Annotated in this window: 15 protein-coding genes; 1 reads left to right on the forward strand and 14 read right to left on the reverse strand. The window is 63.6% G+C overall.

Annotated features, from left to right (window positions below; genetic code table 11):
• Window positions 1-20 precede the first annotated feature (20 nt).
• Window positions 21-1,349, forward strand: coding sequence for a Glu/Leu/Phe/Val family dehydrogenase (locus RCO38_RS01500; RefSeq protein ID WP_308326541.1), 1,329 nt, complete (start codon window positions 21-23; stop codon window positions 1,347-1,349).
• A 39-nt stretch (window positions 1,350-1,388) separates the two neighbouring features.
• Here the strand turns inward: RCO38_RS01500 and RCO38_RS01505 are convergent, their stop codons facing one another.
• Genes RCO38_RS01505 through RCO38_RS01570 form a run of 14 tightly spaced genes read right to left on the reverse strand, consistent with a single transcriptional unit; the run spans window position 1,389 to window position 15,696 of the window.
• Entirely contained in the window at window positions 1,389-1,850 is a 462-nt protein-coding gene (locus RCO38_RS01505; protein WP_308326542.1) for a DUF1178 family protein, read from the reverse strand.
• Window positions 1,851-1,858: 8 nt separating this feature from the next.
• Window positions 1,859-2,455 (reverse strand): NUDIX hydrolase, encoded by a 597-nt coding sequence (locus RCO38_RS01510; protein ID WP_308326543.1) that lies wholly within the window; start codon window positions 2,453-2,455, stop codon window positions 1,859-1,861.
• 9 nt (window positions 2,456-2,464) lie between these two features.
• Window positions 2,465-2,767, reverse strand: a complete 303-nt coding sequence (locus RCO38_RS01515) for a DUF2818 family protein (protein WP_308326544.1) — start codon at window positions 2,765-2,767, stop codon at window positions 2,465-2,467.
• Window positions 2,764-4,272 carry an NADH-quinone oxidoreductase subunit NuoN gene (gene nuoN / locus RCO38_RS01520; RefSeq protein ID WP_308326545.1) on the reverse strand — a complete coding sequence of 503 codons (1,509 nt, stop codon included), beginning with the start codon at window positions 4,270-4,272 and terminating at the stop codon, window positions 2,764-2,766. The genes RCO38_RS01515 and nuoN overlap by 4 nt, the downstream gene beginning before the upstream one ends.
• A gap of 35 nt (window positions 4,273-4,307) precedes the next feature.
• Complete coding sequence (locus RCO38_RS01525) at window positions 4,308-5,783, reverse strand: NADH-quinone oxidoreductase subunit M (protein WP_308326546.1); 1,476 nt, start codon at window positions 5,781-5,783, stop codon at window positions 4,308-4,310.
• Window positions 5,784-5,796: 13 nt separating this feature from the next.
• Window positions 5,797-7,827, reverse strand: coding sequence for an NADH-quinone oxidoreductase subunit L (gene nuoL / locus RCO38_RS01530; RefSeq protein ID WP_308326547.1), 2,031 nt, complete (start codon window positions 7,825-7,827; stop codon window positions 5,797-5,799).
• A 4-nt stretch (window positions 7,828-7,831) separates the two neighbouring features.
• Window positions 7,832-8,149 (reverse strand): NADH-quinone oxidoreductase subunit NuoK, encoded by a 318-nt coding sequence (nuoK, locus tag RCO38_RS01535; RefSeq protein WP_308326548.1) that lies wholly within the window; start codon window positions 8,147-8,149, stop codon window positions 7,832-7,834.
• A complete protein-coding gene (locus RCO38_RS01540; protein WP_308326549.1) occupies window positions 8,146-8,784 on the reverse strand; it encodes an NADH-quinone oxidoreductase subunit J in 639 nt (212 codons plus the stop codon). Before RCO38_RS01540 ends, nuoK begins: the two co-directional genes overlap by 4 nt.
• Before the next feature lie 19 nt (window positions 8,785-8,803).
• Window positions 8,804-9,313, reverse strand: a complete 510-nt coding sequence (nuoI, locus tag RCO38_RS01545) for an NADH-quinone oxidoreductase subunit NuoI (RefSeq protein WP_066150086.1) — start codon at window positions 9,311-9,313, stop codon at window positions 8,804-8,806.
• A gap of 15 nt (window positions 9,314-9,328) precedes the next feature.
• Complete coding sequence (gene nuoH / locus RCO38_RS01550) at window positions 9,329-10,411, reverse strand: NADH-quinone oxidoreductase subunit NuoH (RefSeq protein ID WP_308326550.1); 1,083 nt, start codon at window positions 10,409-10,411, stop codon at window positions 9,329-9,331.
• Window positions 10,408-12,534 carry an NADH-quinone oxidoreductase subunit NuoG gene (nuoG, locus tag RCO38_RS01555; RefSeq protein ID WP_308326551.1) on the reverse strand — a complete coding sequence of 709 codons (2,127 nt, stop codon included), beginning with the start codon at window positions 12,532-12,534 and terminating at the stop codon, window positions 10,408-10,410. Before nuoG ends, nuoH begins: the two co-directional genes overlap by 4 nt.
• A 14-nt stretch (window positions 12,535-12,548) precedes the next feature.
• Entirely contained in the window at window positions 12,549-13,916 is a 1,368-nt protein-coding gene (gene nuoF / locus RCO38_RS01560) for an NADH-quinone oxidoreductase subunit NuoF (protein ID WP_308326552.1), read from the reverse strand.
• Window positions 13,913-14,446 carry an NADH-quinone oxidoreductase subunit NuoE gene (nuoE, locus tag RCO38_RS01565; RefSeq protein WP_308326553.1) on the reverse strand — a complete coding sequence of 178 codons (534 nt, stop codon included), beginning with the start codon at window positions 14,444-14,446 and terminating at the stop codon, window positions 13,913-13,915. The genes nuoF and nuoE overlap by 4 nt, the downstream gene beginning before the upstream one ends.
• Complete coding sequence (locus tag RCO38_RS01570) at window positions 14,443-15,696, reverse strand: NADH-quinone oxidoreductase subunit D (protein ID WP_308326554.1); 1,254 nt, start codon at window positions 15,694-15,696, stop codon at window positions 14,443-14,445. The genes nuoE and RCO38_RS01570 overlap by 4 nt, the downstream gene beginning before the upstream one ends.
• Between the last annotated feature and the right edge of the window lie 2 nt (window positions 15,697-15,698).

Genomic DNA, 15,698 nt, shown 5'->3' on the forward strand with positions numbered 1-15,698 from the left:
CCCACAAGGACACTTTGCACATGTCACAAGCACCGCATCCGGCCGGCGCCGCGGCCAACAGCCCGGCCGCCTTCACCAGCGCCCTGCCGTCCTACCTGGACCCCAACAACCTCGGCCCCTGGGGCATCTACCTGCAACAGGTCGACCGCGTCGCGCCCTACTTGGGCAGCCTGGCCCGCTGGGTGGACACCCTCAAGCGCCCCAAGCGCACCCTGATCGTCGACGTGCCGATCCACCTCGACGACGGCACCGTGGCCCACTTCGAGGGCTACCGCGTGCAGCACAACACCAGCCGTGGCCCGGGCAAAGGCGGCGTGCGCTTCCACCAGAACGTGACGCTGTCCGAAGTGATGGCACTGTCGGCCTGGATGTCGATCAAGAATGCGGCGGTCAACGTGCCCTACGGCGGTGCCAAGGGCGGCATCCGCGTCGACCCGCGCCAGCTCTCCATCGGTGAGCTTGAGCGCGTGACGCGCCGCTACACGAGCGAGATCGGCATCATCATCGGCCCGACCAAGGACATCCCGGCTCCCGACGTCAACACCAACGAGCAGGTGATGGCCTGGATGATGGACACCTACTCCATGAACGAAGGCGCGACGGCCACCGGCGTGGTCACCGGCAAGCCGGTCGACCTCGGTGGCTCGCTGGGCCGCCGCGAGGCCACCGGCCGCGGTGTGTTCACGGTTGGCGTCGAAGCCGCCAAGCACATCGGCCTGGACATCTCCAGGGCCCGCGTGGCCGTACAGGGCTTTGGCAACGTGGGCGGTGTCGCCGGCAAGCTGTTCGCCGAAGCCGGTGCCAAAGTCGTCGCGGTGCAGGACCACGGCGGCACCGTCTACCGCGAGGCCGGCCTGGACGTGCCTGCCCTGCTGGCCCACGTGGGCCGGTTCGGTTCGGTGGCCGGCTTCACCGGTGGCGAAGTGATCGACAACGACGCCTTCTGGGGCGTGCCTTGCGAGATCCTGATCCCCGCCGCGCTGGAGCAGCAGATCACCGAGGCCAATGCTGGCCGCATCCAGGCGAAGATGATCATCGAAGGCGCCAACGGCCCGACCACACCGCAGGCCGACGACATCCTGCACGACCGCGGCATCCTGGTGCTGCCCGACGTGATCGCCAACGCCGGCGGCGTGACGGTGAGCTACTTCGAGTGGGTGCAGGACTTCTCCAGCTTCTTCTGGAGCGAGGACGAGATCAACGAGCGCCTGGTCCGCATCATGAAGGGTGCATTCGCCGCCGTCTGGCAGGTGGCCGAAGAGAACAAGGTCAGCCTGCGCACCGCCACCTTCATCGTGGCCTGCAAGCGCATCCTCCATGCACGTGATCTCCGTGGCCTGTATCCTTGACAGGCCCACCATGAAAAAGCCCCGCATCGCGGGGCTTTTTCATTGAAGAGTTTCCTTGAGAGCCGGCAAGGCCGGCAATGGCATCACGTCGATGCCCTCCTCGATCAACTCCATCGCCACCTCGGGGGTGGTGCGGCCGCGGATATTGCGCTGTGCCAGCTCACCGTGGTGCATGGCCCGCGCCTCGTCGGCAAAACGTTCGCCCACGTCTTCGGTCTGGCTCATGAGTTCGCGCACGGCGCGCAACAGGCGCCCTTGCAGTTCCGAGCCTGGCGCGGTGCGCCCCATCTCTACCATGCCGTCCCCGGCAGGGGCCGGCGCTTCTTCGCGCGCACGTCCGAGGTTGAGCCGGGGTGCGGACAGCATCTTGCGCACCTGCACATCGCCGCACAGGGGACAGCCCAGCAGGCCGCGTTCGAGCTGCTGGTGGAAATCCTCTTCGGAAGCGAACCAGCCCTCAAAATCATGCTGGTGCGCGCATTGCAGGTTCAGAACCTTCATGGAAGCAATTATCGGGCGACCTCGGGCGGCATGTTCCCCGTCCAGTCCAGAGACCACGCACCCGACAGCACGTTCTGAAGCCACAGAGCGCCGACCAGTGTCTTGCAATCGATGATGCGACCGTCGCGGCACCAGCCACTCACTTCGTCGGGCGTGGCGGTGAACACGTCCAGGAACTCACCCTCGTCGAGGCGGCGTTCGCCTGGCGTCAGCCCGCGGGCGAACCAGATGTCGATGGTCTCGTCGGAGTAGGCAATGGTCGGCGCCAGCCGTCCCGCAAACGCCCACTCCGTGGCGCTGTAACCGGTTTCTTCCCGCAACTCCCGCTGCGCGCAGGCCAGGCTGCGCTCGCCCGCATCCAGCTTGCCCGCCGGGAACTCGACCATGACACTGCGCAAGGGGTGGCGGTATTGCCGCTCCAGGATCACGCGCCCGTCGTCGAGCAGACCGATCACCATCACCGCACCCGGGTGCAGCACGTACTCCCGCGTGGCCTCGCGTCCGGAGGGCAGCCGGACCGTGTCGCGCACGACATGCAGGAAGTGCCCACTGAGCAGTTCGGTGCGCGACACCGGCTCTTCGCGCAGATGGAGGTCCTCGCTCATGGCAGGTTCTCAGCCGTGGCGTTTGAACAAATAGCGGTAGACGAAACCGGGAAAGGCCAGCGTGAGGAAGAGCGCCGCCGTCGTGGCATAGAACTCCCAGCCCTGCGGGTAGATCTGGCCGTCTGCCTTCTCCAGCCCCAGGCCCAGCGCACCCACGAGAAAATAGCACACCACCAGTTCCAGCAGGTGGACGCCCAGGGTCTTGGGCGTGGAGCGCGGGACCACGCCCAGCCAGCGTTGGTTCAGAAATGGCAGGTTGGCAGCCAGAACAGCCGCCAGCAACACCAGCCACACCGACGCCGAGGCACTCACGCGATCAGCGAGGCGATGGCCTGGGCACACAGGGCCATCAGGCCAGCCGGAAACACACCCAGCACCAGCACCAGCGCGCCATTGACCGTCAGCACCGAGCGCACTTCCATGCCTGCGGTGATGCCGGCGGTCTGCGTCGGCGCGTCGAAGTACATGACCTTGACGAGGCGCAAGTAATAGAAAGCACCAATCAGCGACATCACCACGGCGAACACCGCCAGTCCGATGTACACCGGTTGGGAAGACGCCAGAAGGGCCTGGAGCACCGCCAGCTTGGCGTAGAAGCCCACGAGCGGCGGCACGCCCGCCAGAGAAAACATGCACACGGCCATCACACCGGCGTACAGCGGGCTGCGCTGGTTCAGACCGGCCAGGTCGGCGATTTCATCGGACTCGAAGCCATCGCGCGACAGCAGCAGGATGACACCAAAAGTGCCCAGGGTGGTCAGCACATAGGTGATGACGTAGAACATCGTGGCGCTGTAGGCATTGGCCATGTTGCCCGTGTCCAGCCCTTTTTCGCCTTGCACCACACCGGCCAGCAGACCCAGCAGCATGAAGCCCATCTGGGCAATCGTCGAGAACGCCAGCATGCGCTTGAGGTTGCTCTGTGCAATGGCGGCGAGGTTACCGATCACCAACGAGGCAACGGCGAGTACCGCCAGCATCTGCTGCCAGTCCATAGCGAGCGGTGCCATGCCTTCCACCAGCAGGCGGATCACGATGGCAAATGCCGCCAGCTTCGGCGCGCCCCCCACCATCAGCGTGATGGAAGTGGGAGCGCCGTGGTACACGTCGGGCACCCACATGTGGAAGGGCACCACGCCCAGCTTGAACGCGAGACCGGCCACCACGAACACCAGCCCCAGCATCAGCACCTGGGACGACCCCTTGAGGGACTCCGGACCGCCTGCGATGGCCTTCATCACGTCCGCCACGTCCAGCGAAGCGGTGGCGCCGTACACCAGCGAAAGGCCATACAGCAGGAAGCCGCTGGCCAGCGCGCCGAGCACGAAGTACTTCATGGCCGCCTCGATCGCCTTGCCGTCGTCGCGACGCAGGGCCACCAGGGCATAGCTGGAGAGCGTCAGCAGTTCCAGACCGAGATAGATCACCAGGAAGTTGTGGCCGGAGATCATCACGAACATGCCCAGCAGCGCATACAGCGACAGCGTGAACAGGTCGCCCGCACGCAGCATGTCGCGGCTGGCCGCGTAGTCGCGGCCATAGACCAGCGTGACGAACATGGCGATGGCGGCAAAGCACTTGAGCCACAGCCCCATCGGATCGCTCACGATCATGCCGCCGAAGCCGCTGATCGATTGACCGGCCAGAGCATTCTTGCCTTGCAGGAAGGCCACGCTGGCCAGGGTCAGCAGGGTGAGCACATAGGTGGGACGGCGGGTCGTCGACTTGACGGTCAGGTCAACCAGCGAGATCACGCAGGTCATCACCAACAGGAAGATCTCGGGGTACACCGCCACCAAGCTGAGTTGATCAATCATGTGAAGACTCGTTCGTGTGTTTGCTCAGGCCACGATCAGGGCAGCTTGGAGATGGCGACATGCCGCAGCAGCTCGGCGACGGATGCATCCATCACGTCGGTGAACGGCTTGGGGTTCACGCCCATGTACAGCACAGCAATGGCCAGCAGCGCCATGATCAGGAACTCGCGTCGACCGATGTCGGTGAGTTCCTTGACATGGTGGTTGCCCACCGCGCCCAGGTACACGCGCTTGTACATCCAGAGCGAATAGGCGGCGCCGAAGATGAGAGCCGATGCGGCGGCAGCGCCGATCCAGAAGTTGGCTTTCACGGCGGCCAGGATCACCATCCATTCGCCCACGAAGCCGGCGGTTCCCGGGAGACCGCAGTTGGCCATGGTGAACAGAAGGGCGAACGCCGCGAAATTGGGCATGGTGTTGACGACACCACCGTAGTCGGCGATGTTGCGCGAGTGCACACGGTCGTACAGCACGCCAATCGACAGGAACATGGCCGCCGAAACGAAGCCGTGGGCGATCATCTGCACGATGGCGCCGGACACGCCCAGATCACTGAAAACGAAGAAACCGAGCGTCACGAAACCCATGTGGGCCACCGACGAGTAGGCCACCAGCTTCTTCATGTCTTTCTGCACCATGGCCACCAGACCCACATAGATCACCGCCACGAGCGACAGCGTGATGATCAGCCAGGCCCACTGGTGGGAGGCGTCGGGCAGGATGGGCAGCGAGAAGCGCAGGAAGCCGTAGGCACCCAGTTTGAGCATGATGGCGGCCAGCACGGCCGAGCCGCCAGTGGGCGCCTCCACGTGCACATCGGGCAGCCAGGTGTGCACCGGCCACATCGGCACCTTCACCGCGAACGCGGCGAAGAAAGCGAAGAACAGCAGCGTCTGCGCCGTGCTGCCCAGCGGCAGCTTGTGCCAGGCAGCGAGATCGAAGCTGCCACCCGACTGGTTGTACAGGTAGATCAGGGCCACCAGCATCAGCAGCGAGCCCATCAGGGTGTAGAGGAAGAATTTGAAAGCCGCGTAGATCTTGTTCGGCCCCCCCCAGATGCCGATGATCAGGTACATCGGAATCAGCGTGGCCTCGAAGAACACGTAGAACAGCATGCCGTCCAGAGCGGAGAAGACGCCGATCATCAGGCCCGACAGGATGAGGAATGCGCCCATGTACTGGTTCACGCGCTCGGTGATCACCTCCCAGCCGGCCAGCACCACAATCACCGTGATGAAGGCGGTCAGCAGCACCAGCCAGAGGGAGATGCCGTCGACACCCAGGTGGTAGTGGATGTTGAAGCGCTCGATCCAGGGCATCTTCTCGACGAACTGCATCGCGGCCGTGCCCAACTCGAAGCCGGAGTACAGGGGAATGGTCACCGCCAGAGAGGCCAGCGCCCCCACCAGGGCGATCCAGCGCACCACGCCAGCCTGGTCATCCCGACCCAGGGCCAGCAACACGACACCGAACAGGATCGGCGTCCAGATCGCAAGGCTCAGCAAACCCATCTTCTTGTTCTCCTTATTTGGCGAGCCACACGAAATACGTCATGAACAGGAACACGCCCACAATCATCAGCAGCGCGTAGTGGTACAGGTAGCCACTCTGGAAGCCACGAACCACGGAAGAAAATCCGCCCACGACTTTCCAGCTGGCATTGACCACGCCGGTCTCGATCACGCCCTGGTCGCCACCCTTCCACAGACCGGTTCCCAGCGCACGCGCGCCACGGGCGAGCACGTTTTCGTTGAACCAGTCCATGTAGTACTTGTTCTCGAGGATCGTGACGATGGGCTTGAGGGCACGGCCGATGGCAGCGGGCACCGCCGGGTTGACCAGGTACATGTACCAGGCCGTCACAGCACCAGCGAGGGCCAGCCAGAACGGCGCGGTGGAGAACGCGTGCAGGGCCATGGCCAGCGGGCCGTGGAATTCTTCTGCGAACTTGGCCATCGCCGGATGAGCGGCCGTGTTGATCGTGATGGCGTCCTTGAGGAAGTCACCGAACAGCATCGGCTGGATGGTCATGAAGCCGATCACCACCGAGGGAATGGCCAGCAGCAGCAGCGGCACGGTCACCACCCACGGGGTTTCGTGCGGCTTGCCATCACCATGGTGGGCATGGTCGTCGTGGTGGTCGTCGTGACCGTGATGGGCGTCCGGGTTCTGGTCGTAGCGCTCCTTGCCGTGGAACACCAGGAAGTACAGACGGAAGGAATAGAACGACGTGACAAACACGCCCGCCAGTACGGCGAAGTGCGCGAAACCGGCCGCAGGCAGGTTGCTGAAATGCACCGCCTCAATGATCGCGTCCTTCGAGTAGAAGCCCGCGAAGAGCGGCGTGCCGATCAGCGCCAGCGTGCCGAGCAGCGACGTGATCCACGTGATGGGCATGTACCTGCGCACACCACCCATCCAGCGGATGTCCTGGTTGTGGTGCAGCCCCATGATCACCGAACCGGCGGCCAGGAACAGCAGCGCCTTGAAGAACGCGTGCGTCATCAGGTGAAAGACCGCCACCGAGTAGGCCGAAGCGCCCAGCGCCACCGTCATGTAACCCAGCTGGGACAGCGTGGAATAGGCCACGACACGCTTGATGTCGTTCTGGATGATGCCCAGGAAGCCCATGAACAGGGCGGTGATGGCGCCGATCACCATGATGAAATTCAGCGCAGTGTCCGACAGCTCGAACAACGGAGACATGCGCGAAACCATGAAGATGCCGGCCGTCACCATCGTGGCGGCGTGGATCAGCGCGGAGATGGGCGTCGGGCCTTCCATCGAGTCCGGCAGCCAGACGTGCAGCGGAAACTGCGCCGATTTGCCCATGGCTCCGATAAACAGGCAGATACAGATGACGGTGACCAGCATCCAGTCGGTGCCCGGAAAGCCCAGTTGGGCCAGCTCGGGGGCCTTGGCGAACACCTCGGTGTAGTTGAGCGTACCGCCATAGGCGACGATGAGGCCGATGCCCAGGATGAAGCCGAAGTCGCCGACCCGGTTGACCAGGAAGGCCTTCATGTTGGCGAAGATGGCGGTCGGCTTGTTGAACCAGAAACCGATCAGCAGATAGGACACCAGACCCACCGCTTCCCAGCCGAAGAACAGCTGCAGCAGGTTGTTGCTCATCACCAGCATCAGCATGGAGAAGGTGAAGAGCGAGATGTAGGCGAAGAAGCGGTTGTAGCCTGCGTCCTCTTCCATGTAGCCGATGGTGTAGAGGTGCACCATCAACGATACGAAGGTGACCACGCACATCATCATGGCGGTCAGGCCGTCGACCATGAAGCCGATTTCCATCTTCAGGCCGCCCACCACCATCCACTCGTAGATGGTCTGGTTGAAGCGGGCGCCTTCCAGCGCCACGCTCTTGAGCGTCATGGCCGAAATGATGAAGGCCACCAGCACACCCAGGATCGTCAGGGAGTGGGCGGCGCGCCGACCGATCAGGTTGCCGCCGAAGGTGGTACCCAGAATGCCGGCCAGGGCGGAACCCACCAGCGGTGCCAGCGGCACGGCCAGCAGGGTCGTTGCGGAAAGGGTGGTGCTCATGTTCTTAACCCTTGAGGGCGTTGAGTTCTTCGGCGCTCACGGAGGACTTGCTGCGGAACAGCAACACCAGAATGGCCAGGCCGATGGCCGACTCGGCGGCGGCCACGGTCAGAATGAAGAACACAAACACCTGTCCGTGCAGGTCTCCAAGGTAATGGGAGAACGCGACGAAGTTCATGTTGACCGCCAGCAGCATCAGCTCGATGGCCATCAGCAGCACGATGATGTTCTTGCGGTTCAGGAAGATACCGATGACGGACAGCGCGAAGAGGATCGCACTCACTGACAGGAAATGTCCCAGTGACAGGTTCGTGAGGCTCATGCCTTGCCCTCCTCGGCGGCGACTGCTTCGGCAGGCGCGGATTTTTTCGTGGCGGCCATGGGCACCACCACCAGTCGGTCGGCGGCGCGCACACGGACCTGCAGACCCGGGTCGATGGCCTTGCTGTCCTTGCGCTGACGCAGGGTGAGTGCAATGGCAGCGAACATGGCCACCAGCAGAATGACCGCGGCAATTTCAACCGGGTACAGGTACTCGGTGTACATCAGCGCGCCGAGCGCCTTGGTGTTCGAGGCCCCGGTTGCCTGTGCAGCCACCGGCGCCACCATATTGGGGAAACCGACCCACAGCACGGCGATCAGCTCTGCGGCGACCAGCGCACCCAGCGTGGCGGCGAGCGGAAAGTTCTGCCAGAAACCCCAACGGTCGCCGTCGAGCTTGATGTCCAGCATCATGACGACGAACAGGAACAGCACCATGACCGCACCCAGGTACACCAGCACAAGGGTCAGTCCGAGAAACTCGGCCTTGAGCAGCAGCCAGAGGCCCGACGCCTGCGAGAACGCGAGCATCAGGAACAGCACGGCGTGCACCGGGTTGCGCGCCGTGATGACGCGGTAGGCGGCAAACAGCATCACCGCCGCGAACAGGTAGAAAAAGCCGGTCTGGTAATCCATGGTCTTGTCTTTCGCCGGCTCAGCGGTACTTCGCGTCCGCGGCCTTGGCTGCTGCTATCTCGGGCTCGTAGCGGTCACCAACGGCCAGCAGCATTTCCTTGGTGAAGTACAGGTCACCGCGTTTTTCGCCGTGGTACTCCAGAATCTGGGTTTCGACAATGGCGTCGACCGGGCAGGCCTCCTCGCAGAAACCGCAGAAGATGCACTTGGTCAGGTCGATGTCATAGCGCGTGGTGCGGCGGGTGCCGTCTTCACGCTCACCGGCCTCGATGGTGATGGCCATCGCGGGACACACCGCTTCGCAGAGCTTGCAGGCGATGCAGCGCTCCTCACCGTTCTCGTAACGGCGCTGGGCGTGGAGACCGCGGAAACGCGGGGACAACGGCGTCTTCTCTTCGGGGAACTGGACCGTGACCTTGCGGCGCAGGGCGTAGCGGCCGGTCAGGGCCATGCCCTTGAAGAGCTCCAGCAACATGAAGCTCTTGAAGAAGTCACTCAGCGAAAAGGGGGCAACGGCGGAGGTGGACATGATCGGTCGCCTTGCTTATTTCCAGAGGTTCCACGAGGTCTGCATCAGGCCGCCGACGAGCAGCAGCCAGACCAGCGTCACGGGAATGAAGATCTTCCAGCCCAGACGCATGATCTGGTCGTAACGGAAACGGGGGAAGGTGGCGCGGATCCAGATGAACAAAGACACCACGAAGAAGGTCTTGGCACCCAGCCAGATCCAGCCGGGAATCCAGTTGAACAGGGCGCTGTCGATCGGCGGGAGCCACCCGCCGAGGAACATCACCACTGCCAGGATGGACACCAGCCACATGCTGGCGTATTCGGCCAGGAAGAAGATGGCGAAGCCCATACCCGAGTACTCGACCATGTGGCCGGCCACGATTTCCGCTTCGCCTTCGACCACGTCGAACGGGTGGCGGTTGGTTTCGGCCACACCCGAGATCAGGTAGACGAGGAAGATCGGCAGCAGCGGCAGCCAGTTCCAGGAAAGGAAGTCCAGGCCCATGTTCACACCATGGCCCTTGGCCTGCGACGCCACGATGTCGCCCAGGTTCAGGCTGCCGGCGGTCATCACGACCACCAGGAAACAAAAACCGATGGCGATCTCATAGCTCACCATCTGGGCCGAGGCGCGCAAAGCGCCCAGGAAGGCGTACTTGGAGTTGGAAGCCCAACCAGCAATGATCACGCCGTAGACCTCGATGGAGGTGATGGCCAGAATGACCAGCAGGCCGGCGTTGATGTTGGCAATCACAGCCTCGGGGCCGAAGGGCACCACCACCCAGGCCGCGAGGGCCGGCATGATGGCCATGATGGGCCCCAGGCGGAACAGGCCATTGCTGGCGGCGGTCGGGTTGATCAGCTCCTTGGTTAGCAGCTTGAGCGCGTCGGCGATCGGCTGCAGCAGGCCGGCCGGGCCGACCCGGTTGGGCCCCAGGCGGACCTGCATGAAACCCAGCAGCTTGCGCTCCCACAGAGTCAGATAGGCCACCGCTCCCATCAGTGGTGCCAGCACCGCCACGATCTTGATCAGACCCCAGATGACCGGCCACGCCGCAGTAGTCCACCAGGAAGCATTGATGAGGCCGAGGCCTCCGTTGTACATCGCATCGATCATGCGCGGGCTCCTCGGGCGTCGCTCGTGAGTTGCAGCGAGGTGGCGCGGCGCACCAGCCCATCGAGCTGATAGATCGGCGCCACACAAGGTGAAGTCCGGACGGGCGACTGGTCTGCCGCGGCAGGTCCCAAGCCAAACTCCGCGTTGCTCAGACGGGACGCCGCCACCAGCGATTCACCGGCCACGCCCGGCAGGGCGGCTGCCAGCACGGCCTGGGAAGTGTCCGCATCAAACCCGGGCAGACCCAGGAGGTTGCCCAGCACGCGCAGCACCTTCCAGGCCGGACGCGTCTCGCCGAGCGGACGCACCACTGCGTGGAAGCTCTGCAGGCGGCCTTCGGCATTGACAAAGGACCCGGAGGTTTCCGTGAACGGTGCGATGGGCAACAACACGTCGCTGATGTCCATGTTGGCCTTGAACGGACTGAGCGTGACCACCATGTCGGCGGATTTCAGGCCTTCCGCACCATGGGCACTGTCAAAAGCAGGCTCGGTGTTGAGGAGAATGGCGGCCTTCAGTTGCCCGCCGAGCATTTGAGCGGCGTTCAGACCACCCTGCCCCGGCACGGCACGCACCAGCTGGGCCCCGACGGTGTTGGCCGCTTCGGTGAGGTAACCCACCGAGGCGCCCGTCTGCTGACCGATCCAGTTGGCCAGCGCCAGCAGGCTGGAAGCTTTTTCATGGTGGGCAGCGGCGTTGCCCAGAAGGATGGCCTTTTGTTCGCCGCTCAACAGGGACTTGGCCACGGCGCGGGCATCGTCGGTGATGCTGCCGGCGACCGGCGGTTGCACACCGGCCTCAGCCGCTACAGCGGCAGCGATTCCAGCCAGTGCGCTGACCCAGACACTGCTGTCGGCCAGCAGCACGTTCTTCAGCGGCATCGCCCAGTCCGGAGCCTGGCCATCCAGCACGTTGACCTGGCCACCCTTGCGTGCGGCTTGACGGATCCGCTGGGCGAACAGCGGATGGTCCTTGCGCAGGTTCGAACCCACGACGAGCACGCGCTGCAGCTGCGACAGTTCGGAGATCGGACGGCCGAGCCAGCGGGCCTGACCGGCCGGCGCCGCATTGCCGAAATCGGCATGGCGCAGACGGCTGTCGATGTTCTCGCTGCCCAGGCCACGCACGAGGGCGCCGGCCAGCGACAGTTCTTCCACCGTGCTGTGCGGACTGGCCAGCAGGCCGATGGCGCCTGCGCCATGCTTGTCCTTGACGCACTTGAGACCGTTGGCCACGTACTCGAGTGCCGTCTGCCAGTCCACGGTTTGCCATTCGCCGCCCTGTTTGAGCATGGGCCGGGTCAGGCGGTCTTCACCATTCAAGGCTTCGTACGAGAAGCGGTCGCGATCCGCGATCCAGCACTCGTTGACGGCGTCGTTCTCCAGCGGCACCACGCGCATCACCTGGTGGTTCTTCACCTGGACGATCAGGTTCGCACCGGTCGAGTCGTGCGGGCTGACGCTCTTGCGGCGCGAAAGCTCCCATGTGCGGGCGCTGTAGCGGAAGGGCTTGCTGGTGAGCGCACCCACCGGGCAGATGTCGATCATGTTGCCCGAAAGTTCGGAGTCCACCGACCGACCGACGAAGGTCTCGATCTCCGCATGCTCGCCGCGGTTGGACATGCCCAGCTCCATGACGCCGGCGATTTCCTGGCCGAAGCGCACGCAGCGGGTGCAGTGGATGCAGCGGCTCATCTCCGCCATGGAAATCAGCGGGCCCACGTTCTTGTGGAACACCATGCGCTTTTCTTCTTCGTAGCGGGAAGCACCACCGCCGTAGCCCACAGCCAAGTCCTGCAGCTGGCATTCACCGCCCTGGTCGCAGATCGGGCAATCCAGCGGGTGGTTGATCAGCAGGAACTCCATGACCGACTTCTGGGCCTTGATGGCCTTGTCGGACTTGGTGCGCACGATCATGCCCATGGTAACCGGCGTGGCGCAGGCGGGCATGGGTTTGGGGGCCTTCTCCACCTCGACCAGGCACATGCGGCAGCTGGCGGCAATGGAGAGCTTCTTGTGGTAGCAGAAGTGCGGAATGTAGGTACCAGCCTTCTCGGCAGCATGCATGACCATGCTGCCCGGGGGCACTTCGACCTTCTGGCCGTCGAGTTCGATTTCAACCATGGTGTGTTCCGGAATCAGGCCGAGGCCGCGGTGTCGGCCTTGATCATGGCCGCGAACTCGTGACGGAAATGCTTGAGCATGGCGCGCACCGGCATCGCGGCAGCATCGCCCAGGGCGCAGATGGTGCGGCCCATGATGTTTTCGGCCACGTTGTCCAGCAGGTCCATGTCGGCCGGCTTGGCGTCGCCGCGCTGGATCTTGTCGACCAGTCGCCAGAGCCAGCCCGTGCCTTCGCGGCAGGGCGTGCACTGGCCACAGGACTCGTGCATGTAAAAGTAGGACAGGCGCTTGAGCGACTCGACCATGCAGCGGGTGTCGTCCATCACGATCACGGCCCCCGAGCCCAGCATGGAACCGGCCTTGCTGATCGAGTCATAGTCCATCGTGCAGTCCATGATGATGGACGCCGGCAACACGGGCGAAGACGAACCGCCGGGGATGACCGCCTTGAGCTGGCGACCGGTGCGCACACCGCCGGCCAGGTCGAGCAGCTTGGAGAACGGCGTGCCCATGGGAATCTCGTAATTGCCGGGCAGGTTCACGTCACCACTGACCGAAAAGATCTTGGTGCCACCGTTGTTGGGCTTGCCGCATTCGAGGTAGGCCTGGCCGCCATTGCGGATGATCCAAGGCACGGCCGCGAAGGTCTCGGTGTTGTTGATGGTGGTCGGCTTGCCGTACAGGCCGAAACTGGCCGGGAACGGCGGCTTGAATCGGGGCTGGCCCTTCTTGCCTTCCAGCGATTCGAGCAGCGCGGTTTCTTCACCGCAGATGTAGGCCCCAAAGCCATGGTGCGCATGGAGCTGGAACGAGTAGTTCGAGCCCATGATGTTGTTGCCCAGATACCCGGCGGCGCGGGCTTCTTCCAGGGCGGCCTCGAAGCGTTCGTACACCTCGAAGATTTCGCCGTGGATGTAGTTGTAGCCCACGCTGATGCCCATGGCGTACGCCGCGATCGCCATGCCTTCGATGACGATGTGCGGGTTGTACATGAGGATGTCGCGGTCCTTGCAGGTGCCCGGCTCGCCCTCATCGGAGTTGCACACGAGGTATTTCTGGCCCGGGAACTGGCGTGGCATGAAGCTCCACTTCAGGCCCGAAGGGAAACCCGCGCCGCCGCGGCCGCGCAGCGCCGACTCCTTGACAGTGGCGATCACCTGGTCCTGGGTCATGCCCACGGCACCCGTCTCGGGGTTGGGCGCCGAACCATCCATGCCCAGCACCTTGCGCAGGGCCTGGTAGCCGCCACGTGCCTCGTAGTCCTTGAGCGACCAGTTGCTGCCGTTGAGGTCCTTGTAGATCTGCGGCTCGATGTGGCGGCCATGGAAGCAGGTCTGAACGCCAGTGGCGCTGAACTGCGCGAGCACTTGCTGGGCGTTCATTGTTTGCCCTCCGCGGCGCGCAGGCCGTCAATCAGCTGATCGAGCTTTTCATTGCTCATGAAACTGCACATGTGGCGATCATTCACCAGCATGACCGGCGAATCGGCGCAGGCGCCCAGGCACTCGCTCTGCTGCAACGTGAACAGGCCGTCGGCCGTCGTCTCGCCCATGGCGATGCCCAGCTTTTTCTCAAGGTGGTGCAGCGCGGTGTAACCGTCGCGCAACTGGCACGGCAGGTTGGTACAGACGTTGAGCTTGAATTTGCCCACCGGCCTCTGGTTGTACATGTTGTAGAAGGTCGTCACCTCGTGGACGGCCATCACCGGCATGCCCAGGTAGTCGGCGATCGCCTGCTCGGCGGCATTGCTGACATGCCCCTGCTCCTGCTGCACGATGGACAGACAGGCCATCACGGCCGATTGCGCCTGCTCGGTGGGGTACTTGGCGACTTCGCGGGCGAAGCGCGCCTTGGTGGCCTCGGACAGCTCCATCGCCGTCACCGGCCCCTGATTTGCGGGGGTCGAGATCATCGGTCAATCTCTCCAAAAACGATGTCCATCGTGCCGATGATGGCCACCGCGTCGGCCAGCATGTGGCCCTTGGCCATTTCATCCAGCGTGGACAGGTGCGTGAAACCGGGGGCGCGGATCTTCAGGCGGTAGGGCTTGTTGGCACCGTCGCTGACCAGGTAAATGCCGAATTCGCCTTTGGGATGCTCGACGGCGGCATAGGCCTCGCCTTCGGGCACGTGGAAACCCTCGGTGAAGAGCTTGAAGTGGTGGATCAGCTCTTCCATGCTCGACTTCATCGCCTCGCGGGAGGGCGGCGCCACCTTGTGGTTGTCGGTGATGACCGGACCTGGATTGGCACGCAGCCAGTCCACGCACTGCTTGATGATGCGATTGGACTGCTTCATCTCCTCCATGCGGACGAGGTAACGGTCGTAGGTGTCACCGGTCTTGCCGACCGGGATGTCGAATTCGACGCGGTCGTAGACGTCGTAGGGCTGCTTCTTTCGAAGGTCCCAGGCGATGCCGGACCCCCGCAGCATCGGACCGGTCATGCCCAGGTTCAGCGCGCGTTCGGGCGACACCACGCCAATGCCCACCGTGCGCTGCTTCCAGATTCGGTTGTCGGTCAGCAGCGTGTGGTATTCGGCCAGGTAGGTCGGGAAACGCTGGGTGAAGTCGTCGATGAAGTCCAGCAGCGAGCCTTGGCGGTTCGTATTCATCTCCGCCAGCGCCTTGGCGTTGCGGATCTTGCTGTGCTTGTACTGCGGCATGGTGTCCGGCAGGTCGCGGTACACGCCACCCGGGCGGAAGTAGGCCGCATGCATGCGCGCACCGGACACCGCTTCGTACATGTCGAACAGGTCCTCGCGCTCGCGGAACGCGTAGATCAGGATGGTCGAGCTCCCGCAGTCGTTGCCGTGCGAACCGAGCCACATCAAGTGGTTCAGCAGGCGGGTGATCTCGCTGAACATGACACGGATGTACTGCGCGCGGATCGGCACTTCGATGCCCAGCAGCTTCTCAATGGCCAGACAGTAGGCGTGCTCGTTGCACATCATGGACACGTAGTCGAGACGGTCCATGTAAGGCAGCGACTGGATGAAGGTCTTGTGCTCGGCGAGCTTTTCGGTGGCCCGGTGCAGCAGGCCGATGTGCGGGTCGGCGCGCTGCACCACCTCGCCGTCGAGCTCGAGCACCAGACGCAGCACACCGTGTGCGGCCGGGTGCTGCGGCCCGAAGTTCAGGGTGTAGTTCTTGATTTCAGCCATGA

This window comes from Hydrogenophaga pseudoflava (genome assembly GCF_031020795.1).
Classification (GTDB): Bacteria; Pseudomonadota; Gammaproteobacteria; order Burkholderiales; family Burkholderiaceae_C; genus Hydrogenophaga; species Hydrogenophaga pseudoflava_A.